19 protein-coding genes are annotated in these 20,922 nt (G+C 35.7%); 13 read left to right on the top strand and 6 right to left on the bottom strand.

Annotation, left to right across the window (positions count from 1 at the left end):
* The first annotated feature begins 582 nt into the window (after positions 1–582).
* Positions 583–1,581 (top strand): glyceraldehyde-3-phosphate dehydrogenase, encoded by a 999-nt coding sequence (gene gapA / locus ACYH9I_RS03320; RefSeq protein WP_091345936.1) that lies wholly within the window; start codon positions 583–585, stop codon positions 1,579–1,581.
* Between the two features lie 138 nt (positions 1,582–1,719).
* Here the strand turns inward: gapA and cspE are convergent, their stop codons facing one another.
* From cspE to yjgA, 3 genes are all read right to left on the bottom strand, one after another.
* Complete coding sequence (gene cspE, locus ACYH9I_RS03315) at positions 1,720–1,929, bottom strand: transcription antiterminator/RNA stability regulator CspE (RefSeq protein ID WP_025315032.1); 210 nt, start codon at positions 1,927–1,929, stop codon at positions 1,720–1,722.
* 518 nt (positions 1,930–2,447) lie between these two features.
* Positions 2,448–2,978 (bottom strand): inorganic diphosphatase, encoded by a 531-nt coding sequence (gene ppa, locus ACYH9I_RS03310; RefSeq protein WP_065561528.1) that lies wholly within the window; start codon positions 2,976–2,978, stop codon positions 2,448–2,450.
* Positions 2,979–3,042: 64 nt separating this feature from the next.
* Complete coding sequence (yjgA, locus tag ACYH9I_RS03305) at positions 3,043–3,579, bottom strand: ribosome biogenesis factor YjgA (protein WP_483558904.1); 537 nt, start codon at positions 3,577–3,579, stop codon at positions 3,043–3,045.
* Positions 3,580–3,656: 77 nt separating this feature from the next.
* Here yjgA and pmbA point away from each other — a divergent pair, with 77 nt between their 5' ends.
* From pmbA to uvrD, 12 genes are all read left to right on the top strand, one after another.
* Positions 3,657–5,009, top strand: coding sequence for a metalloprotease PmbA (pmbA, locus tag ACYH9I_RS03300; protein WP_483558902.1), 1,353 nt, complete (start codon positions 3,657–3,659; stop codon positions 5,007–5,009).
* Positions 5,010–5,017: 8 nt separating this feature from the next.
* The gene (locus ACYH9I_RS03295; protein WP_483558900.1) at positions 5,018–6,760 is read left to right on the top strand and encodes a SulP family inorganic anion transporter; all 1,743 of its coding nucleotides are present in this window, start codon (positions 5,018–5,020) and stop codon (positions 6,758–6,760) included.
* A gap of 159 nt (positions 6,761–6,919) precedes the next feature.
* Positions 6,920–7,210 carry a DNA-directed RNA polymerase subunit omega gene (gene rpoZ, locus ACYH9I_RS03290; RefSeq protein ID WP_091345929.1) on the top strand — a complete coding sequence of 97 codons (291 nt, stop codon included), beginning with the start codon at positions 6,920–6,922 and terminating at the stop codon, positions 7,208–7,210.
* Between the two features lie 23 nt (positions 7,211–7,233).
* Positions 7,234–9,342, top strand: a complete 2,109-nt coding sequence (spoT, locus tag ACYH9I_RS03285) for a bifunctional GTP diphosphokinase/guanosine-3',5'-bis pyrophosphate 3'-pyrophosphohydrolase (protein WP_483558899.1) — start codon at positions 7,234–7,236, stop codon at positions 9,340–9,342.
* Positions 9,343–9,347: 5 nt separating this feature from the next.
* Positions 9,348–11,441, top strand: coding sequence for an ATP-dependent DNA helicase RecG (gene recG, locus ACYH9I_RS03280; RefSeq protein ID WP_483558897.1), 2,094 nt, complete (start codon positions 9,348–9,350; stop codon positions 11,439–11,441).
* A gap of 235 nt (positions 11,442–11,676) precedes the next feature.
* Positions 11,677–11,844 (top strand): LPS translocon maturation chaperone LptM, encoded by a 168-nt coding sequence (gene lptM, locus ACYH9I_RS03275; protein WP_483558896.1) that lies wholly within the window; start codon positions 11,677–11,679, stop codon positions 11,842–11,844.
* A 12-nt stretch (positions 11,845–11,856) separates the two neighbouring features.
* Positions 11,857–13,110, top strand: a complete 1,254-nt coding sequence (gene lysA / locus ACYH9I_RS03270) for a diaminopimelate decarboxylase (protein ID WP_483558894.1) — start codon at positions 11,857–11,859, stop codon at positions 13,108–13,110.
* A gap of 135 nt (positions 13,111–13,245) precedes the next feature.
* Positions 13,246–14,070: a diaminopimelate epimerase gene (dapF, locus tag ACYH9I_RS03265; RefSeq protein WP_483558892.1), complete on the top strand. Its 825-nt coding sequence runs from the start codon at positions 13,246–13,248 to the stop codon at positions 14,068–14,070.
* Between the two features lie 169 nt (positions 14,071–14,239).
* On the top strand, positions 14,240–14,974 hold the full coding sequence (locus ACYH9I_RS03260; RefSeq protein WP_483558890.1) for a DUF484 family protein: 735 nt from the start codon (positions 14,240–14,242) through the stop codon (positions 14,972–14,974).
* A gap of 9 nt (positions 14,975–14,983) precedes the next feature.
* Complete coding sequence (gene xerC / locus ACYH9I_RS03255; RefSeq protein ID WP_483558889.1) at positions 14,984–15,904, top strand: tyrosine recombinase XerC; 921 nt, start codon at positions 14,984–14,986, stop codon at positions 15,902–15,904.
* 2 nt (positions 15,905–15,906) lie between these two features.
* The gene (gene yigB, locus ACYH9I_RS03250; RefSeq protein ID WP_483558887.1) at positions 15,907–16,620 is read left to right on the top strand and encodes a 5-amino-6-(5-phospho-D-ribitylamino)uracil phosphatase YigB; all 714 of its coding nucleotides are present in this window, start codon (positions 15,907–15,909) and stop codon (positions 16,618–16,620) included.
* A 225-nt stretch (positions 16,621–16,845) separates the two neighbouring features.
* Complete coding sequence (uvrD, locus tag ACYH9I_RS03245; RefSeq protein WP_483559007.1) at positions 16,846–19,044, top strand: DNA helicase II; 2,199 nt, start codon at positions 16,846–16,848, stop codon at positions 19,042–19,044.
* Between the two features lie 78 nt (positions 19,045–19,122).
* On the opposite strand, the gene cyaY is transcribed toward uvrD, so the two are convergent.
* From cyaY to ACYH9I_RS03230, 3 genes are all read right to left on the bottom strand, one after another.
* On the bottom strand, positions 19,123–19,434 hold the full coding sequence (cyaY, locus tag ACYH9I_RS03240) for an iron donor protein CyaY (RefSeq protein WP_483558885.1): 312 nt from the start codon (positions 19,432–19,434) through the stop codon (positions 19,123–19,125).
* Between the two features lie 103 nt (positions 19,435–19,537).
* On the bottom strand, positions 19,538–20,047 hold the full coding sequence (locus tag ACYH9I_RS03235) for a surface-adhesin E family protein (protein WP_483558883.1): 510 nt from the start codon (positions 20,045–20,047) through the stop codon (positions 19,538–19,540).
* Entirely contained in the window at positions 20,048–20,851 is an 804-nt protein-coding gene (locus tag ACYH9I_RS03230; RefSeq protein ID WP_483558881.1) for a hypothetical protein, read from the bottom strand.
* Between the last annotated feature and the right edge of the window lie 71 nt (positions 20,852–20,922).

The raw sequence follows: 20,922 nt of genomic DNA, 5'->3' as shown, positions 1-20,922 counted from the left end.
AAACTGGGCTTGTGTTGTTGTGGTTAATTACTACAACAACATAAGATCCAAACAACCAAAGCAATAATCGCTTTTAACTCTCAAAAAAGGATTCAATTTTTTATTAAAAATCGGTCAGAAAAGGTATTGATTTTATTAAAGTTTTTTGGTGTTTTTTAACAAAAAACACCCAATCAAAAAATGCAAAGCATAAAAAAACAATAATTTATTTTATTTGTCTTATTTCAGCATCAGAATGCGCCAACAACTAAGCTAGGTTATTAGCATATAATATAGTTTTTTGTCGTTTTAATAGATATTTAAAGGAAAATGTTTCAGCCTGCTTTTTATCCAATTGAATCTATCGCGCATATAAACTTTTTACAATAATGTTTAACTATAGTATGTCTTATCATACTGGGCCGTTATTTTAAATAACACGATGATTTTATTTGCGATAATTTATCTTATCTACACTTGGTCTAATCTATTTAATCAATTCGTGTTTAATTATTAGGAATCTTCTTGAATAAATCTTTAAAATTTGATAGTTTACAGGAAAGATTTTTAACATTAAAAACACAAAAAAAGAAGGTAATTGTTATGACAATCAAAGTAGGTATTAATGGATTTGGCCGTATTGGCCGTATTGTTTTCCGTGCTGCTCAAAAACGTTCAGACATTGAAATTGTTGCAATCAACGATTTATTAGATGTTGAATATATGGCTTATATGCTTAAATATGATTCAACTCACGGTCGTTTTGACGGTACAGTTGAAGTTAAAGACGGTAAATTGGTTGTTAACGGTAAAGCAATCCGTGTTACTGCTGAACGCGATCCTGCAAACTTGAAATGGAACGAAGTCGGTGTTGATGTTGTTGCTGAAGCAACTGGTTTATTCTTAACTGACGAAACTGCGCGTAAGCACATCCAAGCTGGCGCTAAAAAAGTTGTTTTAACGGGTCCTTCAAAAGATAGCACACCAATGTTTGTTATCGGTGTTAATGATAAAGATTATGCAGGTCAAGATATCGTTTCTAACGCATCATGTACTACTAACTGTTTAGCGCCTTTAGCTAAAGTTATCAACGACAACTTTGGTATTGTTGAAGCGTTAATGACTACTGTTCACGCAACCACAGCAACTCAAAAAACTGTTGATGGTCCATCTCATAAAGATTGGCGTGGTGGTCGTGGTGCTGCTCAAAACATCATCCCTTCATCAACTGGTGCTGCTAAAGCAGTAGGTAAAGTTATTCCTGAATTAAATGGTAAATTGACAGGTATGGCTTTCCGTGTTCCTACTCCAGACGTTTCTGTTGTTGACTTAACAGCTCGTTTAGCAAAACCTGCTAAATACGAAGATATCTGTAAAGCAATCAAAGCAGCTGCTGAAGGCCCGATGAAAGGCGTTCTTGGCTATACTGAAGATGATGTTGTTTCTACCGATTTCTTAGGTGAAGTTTGTACATCTGTATTTGATGCTAAAGCTGGTATCCAATTAAGCGATAACTTTGTAAAACTTGTTTCTTGGTATGATAACGAAGTGGGTTATTCAAACAAAGTATTAGACTTAATTGCTGTTATTTCTAAAAAATAATTAGCATTTAGCTTTGTTTAAAGGCGGCCTTAGGGTCGCTTTTTTTATGCATTAAATTGGGTAATTTTAGAATATAAAAAAACGCCCATTTGTGAATGGGCGTTGCTGTATGGAAATGAATTTTTAAAGCTTCAGTTATTAGATAACAACAACTTCAGCAGCGGCTGGTCCACGAGGGCTATCTTGGATAGCGAATTCAACTTGTTGCCCTTCAGCTAAGGTTTTGAAACCGTCACCTGAAATAGCAGAAAAATGAACGAATACATCTTTGCTTCCATCAGCAGGGGTAATAAAACCAAAACCTTTACTTTCATTAAACCATTTCACTTGGCCTGTTTTCTTATTCATTTACTAGACATCCTAACAATAATTAATAATTAGCCTTTCGGCTCGTATGGGTATTAACATTGTATCAATTATGTAGCTCAAAACTATAATCATGTATTCAAGATTACATTAATTAAGGTGAATCGTTTCCGTAATTTTTTACTTTGTTGTTTACCCATTGCTATTACCGCATAAATTATAATCGAAAGCAAGATGTTAATAATAATTTTTTTTTACTTAGAATGCAGTTTTTCTTAAATTTTTAGATAGTCATTTATTAATTAATAAAAAGTAAATTGTTGTGTAATTGAATCTTTTAAATTATTTCGAAAGTCGATATATTAGAGGCTGTTGATTTTTTGTATTAATCATAATCCTCCTTTGCATTTTTAGCCACATCATACAATATGCTAACCCGACTATGCTGATATAATTTAACTTATCTGTACCTTGATAATGAAAGATCAACAGCTTTTATACAAAATAAAAAGCCATAAATGGTATTTATGGCTTTGTTTAAGTTTTTTTGTTACTTAATTTTATTTGTTTTTGGCTCGTTCAAATGATTCAATAATTTCTTTACGAGCTGCCTCAGCGTTATCCCAACCGTCAACTTTAACCCATTTACCTTTTTCTAATGCCTTGTATTGTTCAAAAAAGTGTTTGATTTGCGATTTTAGTAATTCAGGCAAATCATCAACATCTTTAATATGATCGTATTCTTTTGATAGTTTGCTGTGAGGCACTGCAACTAGTTTTGCATCTTGGCCAGCTTCGTCAGTCATTTTTAATACACCAACAGGGCGGCAACGAATAACAGAGCCCGGTTGTAGTGGGTATGGTGTTGGGACTAATACATCAACTGGATCACCATCTAATGATAATGTGTGATTAATATAACCATAGTTACATGGATAAAACATTGCTGTTGCCATAAAACGGTCAACAAATACTGCACCAGTGTCTTTATCGACTTCATATTTTATTGGATCAGCATTAGCTGGAATTTCTATCACAACGTAAATATCATCTGGTAATTCTTTACCTGCTGGTACATTTAAAAGTCCCATTTTTGTATCCTCTATCTAAGTTTATATAGTGTTTGTTAATAACAATAAGCGCACATTATAAAGATTATTCTGTATCGCTCAATTCTTTTAAATATTGAAAAATTTGCCTTGCCGATTTGACGGGTTTATTGGCTTCTTGCTCTTTTTTAGCTAAACGAGCTAAAGTGCGCAGTTGCTGGCGATCAGCTGTTGGGTATAAGTCCATAATGGTTTCAGCATCACCAGTTGCAATCAGATCATCGCGTAGCTTTTCAAGTTTGTGAAATAAGGCAATTTGCTGATTGTGGCGATTTTTGAGTTTATCAAGCGCTTGACTAATAGGTTCAATGTCTCGGCTACGTAGCAGTTTGCCAATATATTGAATTTGTCTGCGATACCCTTCTTTTTTTATTTTCTGAGCAAGTTCAATGGCATAAATAAGATCTTCATCCAGAGGGATTTTTTCTAGTTCGTTTCTGCTTAAATTGACAAGCTCAATACCTAATTTTTTGAGGGCTTCGGCATCGCGTTTGATTTCACTTTTGCTAACATAAATGATTTCCTCGTCTTCATTGTCAATAGCAAAATTGGGTTCTAGATTTGTCTCTTGATTGTGATTCATGTTATTTCTTTTGTTAACTAATATTCAATTCTGGCTTATTATAACTTATCACTAGCAGAATTGTAGAAAATAATAAAATGAGTATTGAACAGATTAAAAAAGAAGCCTTAAACCAAAAAGAACATTTATCAACAATTGTCGCTAATGCTATTAATCAAGCAAAGTCACGTGTTGATGCTGTTGAGGTATCGATAAATCAATCAACGGGTATTAGTGTAAGTACGCGTCGTGGCGAAACTGAAAATGTTGAGTTTAATAGTGATGGTGCGCTATCAATAACTGTTTATCAAAATCAAAGTAAAGGCAGTGCATCAACTAATGACTTATCCGAACAGGCTATTTTGCAGACTGTGGATATGGCAATTAATATTATGCAATATACCTCACCCGATCCTTGCTCTGGTTTGGGCGATGCAAGCCAAATGGCATTTAATCCACCCGATTTAGATTTATTTTACCCAAGTGATTTGAATGTTGATAATGCTATTGAGCAGGCCAAACAAGCCGAGTTAACCGCGCTCAATCATTCAAAATTAATTAATACTGATGGCGGTTATTTTAGTAGTCGCTATGGTGTTTATGTGTATGGCAATAGTTTAGGAATGTTACAAGGTTATTGCGCAAGTTCACATTCACTTTCATGCTCTGTTATTGCTGAACAAGCAGGGCAGATGGAAAGTAATTATGCTTATACTTCATCACGCGATTTTAGTGAGTTAAAATCAGCAAATTGGGTTGGTAGGCAGGCGGCCGACAGAGCGATTTCACATTTAGGCGCTAAACAAATCGCAACAATGCAAGCGCCAGTGCTATTTAGTGCCGAAGTTGCCGTTGGGCTAATTAGGCATTTAGTAGGCGCCATAAGTGGCGGTGCAATCTATCGGAAATCTTCGTTTTTATTAAATAGTGTTGGGCAAGCTGTCTTTCCTAAGTGGCTAACCATTTATGAAGATCCTCATATTCTAAAAGGCGTTGGGTCGTCACCTTTTGATAATGAAGGTACCAAAACAGTTCAACGTAATATTGTTGAACAAGGCGTGTTGCAAACTTATTTGTTAGGTAACTATTCTGCGCGTAAATTGGGCTTAACATCGACTGGGCATGCAGGTGGAATTCATAATTGGTTTGTATCACCAAGCCAAAATAATGCGGGTTTTGATGGTATGCTTAAAAAATTGGATAAAGGTCTTGTAGTGACTTCATTAATGGGGCAAGGTGTTAATGGTGTGACAGGCGATTATTCACGCGGAGCCACTGGGTTTTGGGTTGAAAACGGACAAATTCAATATCCGGTTAGCGAAATTACTATTGCTGGCAATCTTAAAGATATGTATAAAAATATTGTGGCAATTGGTAATGATGTCGAAACAAGAACGAATATTCAATGTGGCTCAATTTTGATTGATAATATGAGCATAGCCGGAAAATAAGGATCAGTATGGGCAGATTTTTTCACAGTGCTTTTTTTCAAAAAATAACTTCATGGATGCCTGGATTAAGTAGTTTATTACAGTATAAACGCGAGTATTTTGGTTTTGATATTAAGGCTGGTCTATCGGTTGCCGCTGTTTCATTACCCGTGTCAATTGCTTATGCTGAATTGACTGGCGTTGGTGCTATAGCAGGATTGTATTCGACCATTTTGCCTTTAATTGTGTATGCGCTTTTTGGTTCTTCTAAGCAACTTATTGTTGGGCCTGATACGGCTACTTGTGCTGTGGTTGCGGCTGTTGTATTACCGTTAGCGGCAAATGATCCAATCTTGCGTTGGCAATTAGTTGTGATATTAACAATCATGATTGGTATTTGGTGTATCATTGCAGGAAAGCTACATCTTGGCGCTTTAGCCGACTTACTAAGCCAGCCCATTTTAATTGGTTTGCTTAACGGTATTTCAATCACCATTATGGTTGATCAGTTAGCTAAAACATTGGGCTTTAGTTATGACTATTCTTATTTGATTGAGCGAATTGTGTATTTTCCCTTTAAAATACTACAAATCCATATAGGTACTGCACTGGTTTCATTTTTTACGTTATTAATTTTAATTGTTTTAAAGCGTTTAAAGCCTCAATATCCAGCACCGTTGTTAGCCGTTATTGTGATGACGTTTTTTTCATGGCTGTTTAATTTTGAGTATTTTAATATCCGTATTATTGGTAATGTGAGTAGTGATTTTATTCCTGCTGAATCATGGCTTGATTTTGATAAAGGTTTAATGCGTGATTTAGTTGTCCCTTCACTTAATATTGCCATCATCTGTTTTGTGAGTATGATGATAACTGTACGTAGTTTTGCCTCTAAAAATAACTATGAAACCAATGCTGATGTCGAATTTAAAGCGTTAGGTATTGCCAATATTGTAGCAGGATTATCTCAAGGTTTTGTGGTTAGTGGCACTTCATCAAGAACTGCTGTGAATGATGCTAATGGGGGAAAAACTCAGCTCGTTTCGATTATTGCTGCAATGTTAATTGGTATAGTTGTGTTGTTTTTTCTTTCTCCTTTGCAATTTATTCCAACTTGCGTATTAGGGGTGATTTTAATTTATTCTTCAATTTCATTAATCAATTTTCAAACGATCATCCGCTTTTTTAAATTTGATCGAGATGCGTTTTATTTAAGTTTGACAACACTTGTGTCAGTACTGGTTATTGGTATTATTCCTGGTATGGCGTTAGCAGTGTTATTAGGGCTATTTTTGTTTTTACGTCGTGTATTTAGGCCAAACGATCAATTACTAGGCGTTGATGAAAGTGGTCGAATTCATTCAATAAGCCAAGATGTAAAACCACTCAATAATACGATGATTTATCGATTTAATTCTCCATTGACGTATTTCAATATTGCGTATTTTAAACGAAGAATTATTAGTTATGTTGACGAAGCTCAAGAACCTATAAACTATGTGATTGTTGATGCGATTCCTTGTTTTACTTATAAAGACGTTAGTGTGTTGTCGGGAATTGATGAATTGGTGAAGTCTTTAAAAGTAAGAAACATTATTCTAATTTTATCTGGTCGACGTAAAACGCTCAAAAACTGGTTTAAAAAAATGAATATTAAGCTTGATGAGGAATATATTGAGTTTGCTTATGATCTTTATTTTGCGGTTAGATTGGTTCAAAGTAAGGAGCATATGGATAATAAGATTAACGATGAATATGATCAGTTATCATAATGGTGATTTAATATGGAAGATTTGTTTTTTTTTATTTATCTAAATATCCCTTCATTTCGATAGATAAACCAATATTAATATAGACAATGCCCTACAAATTTAAGTAGAATACTAGATCTTTCAAATGAAGCATTTTAGTAAACAATTTTAGAGGTAAAAATGGCACGTGTAACTGTTCAAGATGCAGTAGAAAAAATTGGTAATCGCTTTGATCTCGTTATTGTAGCAGCAAGACGCGCTCGTCAACTACAAGTTGAAAATAAATCACCACTGGTTCCGGAAGAAAACGACAAAGAAACCGTTGTTGCTTTGCGTGAAATTGAAGAAGGTCTTGTCAATAAGCAAATTCTTGATGTTGCCGATTTCCAAGCACGCCAAGATGAAGAAGCTGAAGTGCGTGCAACGCTTCATGAGTCGATTCTTCTCGAAAACACGCCATCGTACGAATAAGCTTAGCTTGACTGGAATTGCTTATGCAATATTTTGATAGCTTAAAAGAGCTTGTAGCATCCTATCTTCCTCTTAAACAAGTCGAATTGATACAAGATGCTTATCTTTTTGCTAAAAATGCTCATGAAGGGCAATTCCGATGTAGTGGTGAACCTTATATAACTCACCCTGTTGCAGTGGCAACAAATTTAGCTGAGATGCGGCTTGATTATGAGACCATTATTGCCGCACTTTTACATGACACTATTGAAGATACTCCAGTCACTTTTCAAGATATTACAAACAAATTTGGTAATCATGTCGCTGTTTTAGTAGAAGGTGTCTCTAAACTTGATAAATTAAAATTCCGTAACAGGCAAGAGGCGCAAGCTGAAAATTTTCGGAAAATGGTTCTTGCCATGACCGAAGATGTGCGCGTGATTTTAATTAAACTTGCCGATCGTACTCATAATATGCGCACACTGTCGGCTTTAAGACCTGACAAACGTCGCCGCATTGCTAAAGAAACCCTCGAAATTTATGCCCCTTTGGCTCATCGTTTAGGCATTCATCATATAAAAACTGAACTTGAGATTTTGGGCTTTACAGCAATGCATCCCAATCGTGCTAAAGTAATTGAAAAAGTGATTAAAACAGCACGTAATACCCGAAAAGAACTTATTCAACAGATTTTGTCTGAAATAAAGCAGCGATTACTTGATGCAAATATTGATGCCAATGTCACAGGTATCGAAAAAAATATTTATGTGATTTATCAAAAGATGAAACTGCGTGAGCAGCAGTTTCATTCCATTATGGATATTTACACTTTTAGAATTGTGGTTAAAGATGTTGATACTTGTTATCGTGCGCTTGGGCTGGTGCATAATTTATATAAACCTCGACTTAATCGCTTTAAAGACTATATAGCGATTCCTAAGGCAAATGGGTATCAGTCATTACATTCATCATTAATTGGACCACATGGCACACCAGTTGAAGTGCAAATTCGTACTGAAGATATGGATCAAATGGCAGAAATGGGTGTTGCTGCGCATTGGGTATACAACGAAACTGACGAATTAAACAATACTACAACGCAAATTAAAGCACAGCGCTGGATGCAAAGCTTGCTAGAACTACAACAAAGTGTAGGGAATTCTTTTGAATTTATCGAAAACGTAAAATCAGACTTATTTCCTAAAGAGATTTATGTTTTTACCCCTAAAGGACGTATTGTTCAGTTGCCTGAAGGGGCGACTGCAGTTGATCTTGCTTATGCGGTTCATTCGGACATTGGTTATCAATGTATTGGTGCGATAGTTGATCGTAAACCTTATCCACTATCACAGCCCTTAAGCAGTGGTCAGACGGTTGAAATTATTACCTCACCAGAAGGGCGACCTAATGCTAATTGGTTAAATTTTGTAGTGAGTGCTAAAGCAAAATTGCGTATTCGTCATGCGCTTAAAACACTTAAACGTGATGATGCTGTTGAATTAGGTCGGCGTTTACTTAATCTTTCGTTAGTTAAATCTGGCGGTATTAATGGGCTATCATCGAGTCAAAAAGCTCGAGTAGTTGAATTAGCACAATTGCCCACTTTTGATGACGTCTTAGCCGAAATTGGGCTAGGCAATATTATGAGTCATTTTATTGCAAAAGGTTTAGAACATAAATCGCTATTGGCAAATAAAGCAGAGCCAAACAAAACACTTGTTATTACTGGCAGTGAAGGCGTTTTGGTTACGTTTTCTAAGTGCTGTCATCCTATCCCCAACGACCCCATTGTTGGGCATGTTAGCCCTGAAAAAGGACTGACAGTGCATCATGAATCTTGCCGAAATATTACGGGGTATCAACATAACCCGGAAAAATATATTTCGCTTAAATGGGCACCTGATATTTCTCAACGCTTTGTTGCCGAAATTTGGGTTGATATTTTAAATACGCAAGGCTCTTTAGCTGATATTCTTTCAATTATTAATGATGAAAATACCCATTTGCAATGGCTAAATACTGAAGAAAAAGATAGGCAAATTTATACTATTATCTTGCAGATAGAAGTAAAAAATACTCAGCAACTTAATGAATTAATTCGCAAAATATCACTTCAGCCTGATGTAGTAAGTGTTGTACGAAATATAAATTAGTCATTATGATAAATCGCTTTCTAGACCATTTGCCGTTAATAAAATTAACGGGGATTGGGGCAAGTTTAGAAAAAAAATTCAATACATTAGGGATTTATACCGCCAAAGATTTGCTATTGCATTTCCCTTTGCGTTATGAAGATCGCACTTCTTCTTGTGCTATTGGTGATGCTGTTATCGGTGAATTTACGACAATAGAAGGTGTGATTGTCAAAAGCGAAGTGACATTTAGCCGTCGGCAAATGCTCGTTTGCTATGTTCAAGACCATTCAGGCATTGCTTTATTACGATTTATGCATTTTACTGCGGGCATGAAAGCTTCGTTAATAAAAGGAAAATGGGTCAGTGCTTATGGTGAAATAAAACGCGGAAAAAACCACCTTGAAATTATTCATCCTCAATTTAAACTTAAAACCAATCAGAATGATAAAAGCGTCACTTTAGATGATGATGAAGAAAAATATACGCCTATTTATTCAACCACCTATGGATTATCTCAAACAGTGATTCGACGGTCGATTATGACGGCGTTATTGTTTTTGAAAAACAATCCTCCAGAGGAAATTTTACCACCACAACTAGCTTGTCGTTTTTTGTCCGCATTAGAGTGTTTAAATACTATTCATAATCCACCGATTGATACTCAAATTGCGCAGTTAGAATCGGGCGAACACCCTGCGATTAAACGATTTATCTTTGAAGAATTGATTGCGTACCATTTGAGTATGTTGATGATAAAAAAACATAACCAAAACCAGCAATCGCATCAGTTTCTTCCAAATCAAAGCTTGATTAAGCCGTTTTTATCATCATTGCCTTTTACGCCAACTCGCGCTCAACAACGAGTTGTGCAAGATATTTATCAAGATATGACCAAATCTGTGCCCATGATGCGATTAGTTCAAGGTGATGTGGGCTCTGGTAAAACGTTAGTTGCTGCATTAGCCGCATTAAATGCGATTGAAAACGGTAACCAAGTGGTCTTAATGGCGCCGACTGAAATATTAGCAGAACAGCATTATCACAATTTTAAACAATGGTTTGATCCTCTTGGTATTTCTGTTGATTGGTTATCTGGGAGTTTAACTGCCAAAAATAAGCGGCAGCGTTATGAGCGTATTTTAAATGGTGAAATTACCATGTTAATTGGAACGCACGCGGTATTTGTTGATAAAGTGCAATTTAATTCATTAGGTTTGGTGATTATTGATGAGCAGCATCGTTTTGGTGTTAATCAGCGCTTAAGTCTTTGGGAAAAAGGAATTAAAGATCATCTTTATCCACATCAATTAATTATGACTGCAACACCTATTCCCAGAACATTAGCCATGACAGTTTATGCCGATCTCGATATTTCAATTATTGATGAATTACCACCGGGACGAACGCCTATTACTACAGTTGTTATACCTAATACTCGCCGAGATGAGATCATTGAACGTGTAAATCAAGCCTGTTTAGACAATCGCCAAGTATATTGGGTGTGTACTTTGGTTGAAGAGTCCGAAACGCTTGATGCGCAAGCGGCTGAAATGTTGGTTGCTGAATTACAAGCGCGCTTACCTCATTTAAGCATTGCGTTAGTGCATGGCAAAATGAAATCTGATTTAAAACAATCAGTCATGCAAGACTTTAAATCTGGAAAAATTCAACTGCTTGTTGCCACAACGGTCATTGAGGTCGGTGTTGATGTACCTAATGCTAGCTTAATGATTATCGAAAATGCAGAACGGTTAGGTTTAGCCCAATTGCATCAGTTGCGTGGACGGGTTGGACGTGGTTCGGCGGTGTCTCATTGTGTGTTGATGTATCAAGCGCCTTTAAGCAAAATAGCCCAAGCACGCATGAAGGTTATGCGTGAAAGTAATGATGGCTTTGTTATTGCCCAAAAAGATCTTGAACTTCGAGGTGGTGGTGAAATATTAGGGACACGACAAATGGGAATGGCTAATTTTAAGGTGGTAGATCTGATTCGCGACCAGCATTTGATTAGCGAAGTACAGCAAGCCTCTTATGATATCCAAAAAAACTACCCACAAAGCGCAGTGCAATTAGTTGATTGTTGGCTGCCAAATCGTGAAAAATATATTAATGCGTAAGCTTTAGATAGGTTGATTTGACAAGATGTTTTGATATTGTTATCAATCCAACTCATTGTTATAAAACAGTTAATTGCGCAATTGATGTATGGTTTTAGTCTTGAATTTTTAACTTTATAAGTTTACCCATTTTTATATCTGTTTGGTTAGACATGATTATTTGCGCTTTGCACTGTTATGGCTATCGTGTAATATAGATAGCATCATAAAAAATGAAAAAAATTGCGAATATTGTATGAAATCAACGATAAAATCACTCTCTATCTTTTTTGTTACTTTGGCATTAGTGGGATGTGGATTAAAGGGCCCGCTTTATCAGCCAGTTGAAAAGGCACAAACGCAACAAACCAAACTAACAAAAACTGCTCCAATTCAATCTGATATATTGATTAAAACTGCATAATGGAATAAAGCGATGGATTTTTTAAATTATCAACATGATCATTTATTTGCCAATCAAATAGCGATAGCTGATCTTGCTAAGCAGTATGGTACGCCGTTATATGTTTATTCGGCCGATCATATAAGTAAACAGTTTTTAGCCTATGAACAGGCTTTGACCAATAATAAGCATTTGGTTTGTTATGCGGTTAAAGCTAATAGTAATTTAGCTGTTTTAAGTTTACTGGTAAAACTGGGCGCTGGTTTTGATATTGTTTCACAAGGTGAGTTAGAGCGAGTATTAAAAGCGGGTGCCGATCCTAAAAAAATCGTTTTTTCTGGTGTTGCTAAATCAATCGTTGAAATTGAACGTGCGCTTGAAGTTGGCATTAAATGCTTCAATGTTGAATCTGAAGCCGAATTGGATCGAATTGATGAAGTTGCCAAACGATTAAATAAAACAGCACCGATTTCATTAAGAATCAATCCCGATGTAGACGCTAAAACACATCCTTATATCTCAACAGGTCTACGCGAAAATAAATTTGGGATTAGCTATGAGTTAGCGTTAGATGTTTACCGAAAGGCACGATCATTGGTTAATATTAATATTGTTGGTATTGATTGTCATATTGGTTCACAGCTAACTCAACTATCGCCATTTCTTGATGCTGCCGATCGCATACTCGCCTTAGTGGATAAACTACAATCGGATAATATTGTTATTGAACATATCGATTTAGGCGGTGGTTTAGGCGTGTGCTATGATAACGAGCAACCACCAACAGCATCACAACTTGTGACTGAGTTAAAAAATAAATTAGCTAATTATCCCGATATTGAAATTTTGTTTGAGCCCGGACGATCTATTGTTGCCAATTCAGGTGTGTTAATTACTAAAGTAGAATATACCAAACACCAAGATGATAACCATTTTGCGATTGTTGATGCGGGGATGAATGACTTGATCCGTCCAGCACTTTACGATGCTTGGATGAACATATTGCCCGAAAAACAACCACAAGCTGGCGATGAATCTTTTGTATACAATGTTGTTGGGCCAATATGTGAATCAAGCGATGTACTGGCTTATCAGCGCCAGCTTTCGGTTAAGCAAGATGATTTGTTGGTCATTTGTAGCGCTGGTGCTTATGGCTTTAGTATGGCATCGAATTACAACAGCCATCCAAGGCCTGCTGAAGTGATGCTCATTGATGAACAACAACATAAATTAATCCGTGAGCGTGAATCTTTCGAAGATTTATGGCGCGGTGAAGTGGTTTTATAATCTTGATAAATTGTATCGAAATGCTTAATGATAATCGCATTTCCGATTTAAGTGGATGCTGGTTAATATTCAAAGCTAAACACTAGAAAAAAAGAAAATAAATAATAACCTGTTACAGTAGAAGGTAAATTAACGATGAACTTTTCAAAAATGCATGGACTCGGAAATGATTTTATGGTTATTGATGCCGTGACGCAAAATGTTCATCTTTCGACAGAAATGATTAAACGTATGGCAGATAGGTATACGGGTGTTGGATTTGATCAGCTCCTTATTGTTGAACCGCCTTATGTGCCAGAGAGTGATTTTCATTATCGTATCTTTAATTCCGATGGTTCTGAGGTTGAGCAATGTGGTAATGGGGCTCGTTGTTTTGCGCGTTTTGTTCGTTTAAAAGGCCTGAGTCGAAAACGCGTATTAAAAGTTAGCACCATGAAAGGTAATATTGTTTTAACTATCAATGACGATGATACAGTACGTGTGAATATGGGGGAGCCTATATTTGAACCCAATAAAATTCCTTTCAAGGCTATTAAAGAAGAAAAAACTTATATCATTCGCGCACAAGAACAGACCGTATTATGTGGTGTTGCATCTATGGGCAATCCTCACTGTGTGATTCAAGTTGATAATATTGTAACTGCAGAAGTTGCAACGCTTGGCCCACTATTAGAACAACATGAACGCTTTCCTGAACGCGCCAATATTGGGTTTATGCATATTATTGATCGCAATAATATTAACTTACGAGTATTTGAACGCGGAGTTGGCGAAACACAAGCTTGTGGTACAGGTGCCTGTGCAGCTGTTGCAGTTGGTATCAATCAAGGGTTATTAAATCAAAGTGTTAATGTTAATTTGCCTGGAGGTAAATTATTCATTGAATGGAAAGGTGGTAATCAACCTCTTTATATGACGGGACCGGCTACACATGTGTATGATGGTTTTATTGCGACTTAACTTTAATATCATCACCAATAAATGTTAGCATTTGTTGATAAAAAATTATAAAGCAAAAATCGGTCAGGAAAGGTATTGATTTTATTGAAGTTTTTATTTGTGTTTTCAACGCATTAATCAAACCCAAAAAGTAGTAGTAACATAATACGATAATAAAGTAGACGTTAATATGGTTGGTAAAAATACACGAAACTTAAGAGCAAAAAAAGCTCGACAACAGTCTTCATCAGTAAAATTAAATGACGAAGTTGTAAGTCAATATCTTATTGATAATCCTGATTTTTTTATGCGAAATGCACGGCATGTTGAGAGTATGCGAGTGCCTCATCCTGTGAGAGGGATTATTTCGTTACCTGAATGGAATATGGCTCGTCAGCGCAACAAAATTAATCAATTAGAATGCGAAATCTCATTATTGATGGAACATGCCAGCGCTAACGAGTTGTTGTTTAGCCAACTGATGGATTTACAAATTGAATTGATTAAAGCGCAGGATCTCAATCAATTGATTGTATTATTAAATACATGGGCAAAATCGTTAGGGCTTAGCGGTGCTTATTTATATCTCTTTGACGACAAATGGCTGCTTAGTGCACCGTCAAATTACCATCACTTAGCTTTAAATTCATCACAATTTGATTTTATTCGTGTTAGACATTTACAGTATAGTCAACAATATTTAGGTACATTAAATTCAACGGAGCTTGATTTTTTATTACCTGAACATGGTTATGTAGGGTCGGTGGCTTTATCTTTATTGGGGCAATTTGGTGATTTGGGGCTGTTAATGTTTACTAGCGCTAATCCAGAACATTATCAAGCTGGACAAGGTACATTGTTACTTGAAAAAACGAGTGAAATTTTACCTATTTTAATTAGCCGATGGATTATGCGAAAAAAATAAGGAAATGTCATGGTTCAGGCTAACGAAATTGATCATACTATCTTAACTCTACCTGTTGATCAGTTTTTAAATTATCTAAAATCAGAAAAACAACTCAGTTTAAATACTCAAATCAATTATCGACGCCAGCTTTATGCACTTATTTCATTGGCAAAAGAGATTGAAATTTCAACGTGGCAAGATCTAGATTCATCGGCAGTAAGAGTGTTAATTAGTCGTAGTAAGCAAACAGGATTACAAGCAAGAAGTTTATCATTAAGGCTATCGGCTTTGCGTAGTTTTTGTGATTGGATGGTAAAAAATTCGCTTCTTACCGCTAACCCAGCTCGAGGAGTATTAAATCCAAAATTAGGTCAGCATCTGCCTAAAAATATTGATATTGATGAAATTAATCAGTTGCTTGATATTAATTATAACGATCCACTTTCAGTCCGTGATAGAGCAATGCTTGAAGTCATGTATGGGTCGGGGTTGCGTCTTTCTGAATTAGTTAGTCTTGATTGTCGGGAATTAAATCTCACCGATGGCGAAATTCGCGTAATGGGTAAGGGCAATAAAGAACGAAAACTGCCATTAGGTCGAGAATCTATTAAATGGATTAAACATTGGCTGTCAATGCGGAATTGTTTTGCTCCGCAAGACGACGCCTTGTTTATTTCAAAGTTAGGCAGACGAATTTCTCCACGTAATGTTGAAAAAAGATTTGCACAATGGGGCGTTAAACAAGGTTTAAGCAGTCATGTTCATCCTCATAAACTACGCCATTCATTTGCCACACATATGCTTGAATCAAGTCGAGATTTGCGTGCAGTCCAAGAGTTGCTAGGTCACGCTGATTTATCAACAACTCAAGTTTATACTCATTTGGATTTCTCACATCTATCTGAAGTTTATGATTCAGCACATCCAAGAGCAAAAAGAGGAAAATAACGATGCACTTTTATCGATCTATTAATACGATTAAAGCATTAACTTTCGATCTTGATGATACGTTATACGATAACAGCATGATCGTTGAAAAAGCAGAAGAAGAAATGGTCAAAACGCTTCAAGGTTATGAACAATTACGCACGCTAACGATATCAGCATATTTTGCTGAAAAGCACGCCGTGCTTGTGTCTAATCCCGAAATTTATCACGATGTGATTGTTTGGCGAATTCAAACTATCAAATCGTTGTTAAGTAAAACTAATATACCAGTGCAAAAATTTGCAGATGTAATCGATGAATCAATTGCTTGTTTCAATTTTTGGCGACACAAGATTCAAGTCCCAAAGTCAACTCATACATTATTAAGCAAATTAGCCACCAAATATTCTTTGGCTGTGATCACTAATGGTAATGTTGATATTAACCAAATTGGTCTAGGCGATTATTTTCAATTTTCACTACGTGGTGGTGAACACGGGCGTTCCAAACCCTTTCCTGAGATTTTTGAATTGGCTTGTCACAAACTATCTATTCCATCACACCATATCTTACATGTGGGAGATAATTTATTGACGGATGTTAATGGTGCCATCAATAATGGCTTTTTAGCTTGCTTTATTAATATTTATGAGCGTGATATTTTACAGCTTGATGATGCAAGGTGTATACCTCACGTCGAAATAACTCAATTGCCAGAATTAGATAATCTGTTATAATTTTACCTTTATCCGCATAAACAAATAGTAAACTAAAGTAAAGATAAGTTAAGTTTTGTTGAGCTTTGGGGGTATGCTGCGCTCGATGGCTTTGTTCTTACCTTTATATTCTATTTGATCACGGTCAACAAAAAACATCTCGGGATATGATGAAAATATTAACATTTTCAATATTAATGCTTGTTAGCATTTTTTATTATTAAAATAGGTTTGAATATAATGGAAATGAATAAATCATTATTAAAGGACCTGAATGCAGAACAACAAAATGCTGCCACCACTGATAACCAATACACCATTGTTCTTGCCGGTGCAGGAAGTGGTAAAACTCGCGTTTTAGTTCATCGTATTGCTTGGCTTTGTCTTGAAAAGCATTATTCGCCGGGTTCTATTTTTGCCGTTACATTTACCAATAAAGCCGCGGCAGAAATGCAAGAACGTATTCAAGCATTAGTCGGTGAAGGTTATTTTAATGGTATGTGGGTGGGTACCTTCCATGGGTTGACTCATCGGTTATTACGTATGTTTTCAGAGCAGGCTAAATTGCCGCCTAATTTTCAACTGATTGATACCGAAGACCAAGTTCGGCTTATCAAGCGGATTTTTCGTGAACTAAAGATTGATGAAAAACAATGGTCAGCTAAACAGTGTGCTGCTTTTATTTCTGCTCAAAAAGAAAAAGGACTTCGTGCGGATGATATTGTTCCTGAAGATCCTAAACAAGTCATGTGGCAAACGATTTATCATGACTACCAAGTTATTTGTGATAAACTCGGTTACCTTGATTTTTCAGAATTAATTCTAAGAACTTATGAACTACTTTGTCGAGACGAAGAAGTATTGAAGTATTGTCATCATCGTTTTTGTAATATTTTAATTGATGAATTTCAAGATACCAATAAGATCCAGTATCGCTTGTTACAAAAGCTAACTGGCAATACCGCTAATGTGATGATTGTGGGGGATGATGACCAATCTATCTATAGTTGGCGTGGTGCCAATGCAGATAACCTTCAATTATTTATCAATGATTACCCTGAAACTGAAATTATTAGATTAGAGCAAAATTATCGTTCAACGAGTAATATTTTAGACGCAGCAAATAAGTTGATAGCGCAAAATACCAAGCGGTTGGGTAAAAACTTATGGACAGAAAGTGGCGATGGCGAACAGATTTTGCTTTATGTTGGCTATAATGATGTTGATGAAGCAAGGTTTGTTACAAATCAAATAAAAAAACGCCATCAAGAAGGTGACAATTACTCAAGTTGCGCTATTTTGTACCGAAGCAATATACAATCACGCATACTTGAAGATACATTATTACAAGCGGGATTACCTTACCAAATTTATGGCTCTATTCGTTTTTATGAACGGCAAGAAGTTAAATTAGCGCTTGCCTATTTACGACTATTGCATGACCATAATAATGATATGGCTTTTGAAGCAGCAATTAATACGCCAACACGAGGTATCGGTAGTATTACGCTAGATAGAGTTAGATCTGTATCCAAGCAGCATGGCATTTCATTGTGGGATGCTTGTTTAATGCTAATTCAAACCAACGAATTGAGCGAAAGACAATGCTTAAGTTTGAGTCGCTTTTTAGAACTGATGGAATTTATTTTTGATAAAATAGAATCACAACCAATTTACAAACAACTTGATCTTATTATTAAATTATCGGGTATATTGCAGATGTATGAGCAAGAACCCGGTATAAAAGGGCAATCAAGGTTAGAAAATCTTGAAGAATTGGTCTCAGCTGCTGAACAGTTTTATCATTCTAACGAAAATACTGTTATTGAAGATAGTAAAACAGGTAAACCATTAACTATTTTAGAGTCTTTTTTAGCTTATACTTCACTAGAAAGCCGAGATTTAGTTAATGAACAAGATTCCGTACAATTGATGACACTGCATTCAGCTAAAGGGCTTGAATTCGATAATGTGTTTATCGTTGGATTAGAAGACGGCATATTCCCAGATCAGCGTTCAGCGCAAGATTCCGAAAAATTGGAAGAAGAAAGACGTCTTGCATATGTCGGTATCACTCGAGCACGTAAACGCCTAACACTGTCATTAGCAGAGATAAGGCGTCTATATGGTCGTGAAGAGCGTAATTTGCCTTCACGGTTTTTATCCGAATTACCGGTGGATGCATTAAACGAGATCAGCCATCGAGGTGCTATTAAATCGTCTGATCGAAACGAATATCGTGACTATAAAAAAGCTTATCCTAAAAAGGCTCGCCAAATTGATGATGGTTATAAGTTAGGTCGTAAAGTATTACATAATCGTTTTGGTGAAGGAACCATTGTTTGTATCGATGGTGAAGGTGATCATAAGCGAGCTCAAATAGCTTTTGTCAATGAAGGTATTAAATGGCTGGTGGTTAAATTAGCAAATCTTACTTTATTGTAGCTTTTATTCGGTTAGCTTGTATCATGACGTGATCAAACGGGAATTAATGGTTAAATTAATTCCCGTTTTTTGTGTATGCTATTGAGTGGCTTGCTCTACTACTGATTCAGAAAAAATTCGGTCAAATGTTTCGTTAGTTCGATTACAGATCCAATTATCATTAACATAGTCAAAATGATAACCTTGTTTTCGTGTGGCTAGCCAAACCTGCAAAAGTGGTTCTTGAGTATTAACAATGATTTTACTACCGTTGGGAAAACTAACGGTAATAACATTACCATTGGTTTCATAGTCTAAATCGATGTCATATTCATCTGCATAATCATCCAAAAACAGTTCGATTTTATTAAATAACTGATCAGCAAGCGTATGGAATTGTGTGATATTCATAAAGGTATCATCATTCAAATAAATAATAGAGTGATAGTAGCATAAACGGATATACTCTGCCACAGCAAGGTGGCAAGAGTAAAATAGGGTGTGGATCTAATAATTATTTATTAACAAGCGGTAAAGAACAAGCAATAACAAATAACTTATATTGTTCGTTGTCTTGAGTTATCGCTACCCAGCGGTTTGGCATTTCAATGGTATTAACTAATTCGCCATCGCCAAAGTTATTTTTGATTGTTCTTAGTTTACCTTTTGCTAACTCCATTTTGTCACAATTGGCATAATAATCAATTTTGATGGAATTATATGGTGTTTCAGTACCATCATCATTTTTTTGTACTAATTGAGGACTATAATTAGTCACTTCACTAAATACACGAATTCGTTCATTGAAAGGATGCGGTTTGATTGATTGCCTATCTAAAAATGAATAACCAATGATATTATCTTCGTTAGATTTGGAAGTAGGAATAAATTGCTTACCTACTCTTGGATCTTTCAAACTTTCAGCTGCTGTATTTGTTTTAGCATCGGTGTTGTTTTTTTCTTCAACTGCATGAGCAAATGTTACAAAAGAAAAGAGAATTAAGAATAAACTGGCCTTTTTCATTTAAATATTATCTCCATCTTTTGAAGTAGTTTCTGTCGTATTGGTTTGTGGTTGAGATTGTTGTTGCTGTAACTTTTCTTTTTCTGCTTCTTCTTTTTGCTTCTTCTCTTTATATGCTTTAATGCGTTCTTGTTGTTCAGCTTCTTGTTTTTCGATGATTGGTTTTAGATCCGGACGGGCTTCGATAAGGATTTCTTTTTTTAAATCACCTTGGATAGAACAGAAAATACTACTTTGATTATCGGTAACGTCTTCTAAATAAAGTGCTTTATTAATGGTACCAAATCTTGGCGCAACGCCATCAATGGCATAAAGGTCATCTTGCCATTCTGTTACTTTTGCGTTTAGATCATAAATCTTAGCATTTGCGATATAAACATTGGTGTTGTATGGCAACCAGTTAATATTATTTAAAGCGTTTTTAATTTCGTCTTCTTTATTATCAAAAATGAATCCCCAGTACAAATATTGACCAGATAAAGTGGTAGGAATATAGATGCTTTGATAGCCAGTAATTTTTAGACCTCGATACTCCAATGGTTTTTTAAATAGAACTTTGTTTTTATCATTTTTTTGAATAGATTCAACAGGGATATAAGTTACATTATCGGGTGTGGTTGCTAAATCAACGTATTGATTTATTGATTCTTGATGTTTGGCAAGCTGTTCGTAAAACTGATTGTCACATTGAAAAAATGTGTCGATTACGTTATCTGTTTCGTTTTGTGCATTATCCATTTGTGCAAAAGACACACAGGAAACAAATGAGGCACAAACAAGGACAGAAATTTTTTTTAAAAGCATGGCGAATATCCTTTGACCAGTAATTATGCTTATTATTTTGGTGAATCATTGTAAAGTAATGTAAAGGCTAA

This window comes from Gilliamella sp. X-23 (assembly GCF_057063545.1).
Note: the sequence above shows the minus strand (reverse complement) of the source record. Positions and strands in the feature narration are given on the sequence as shown.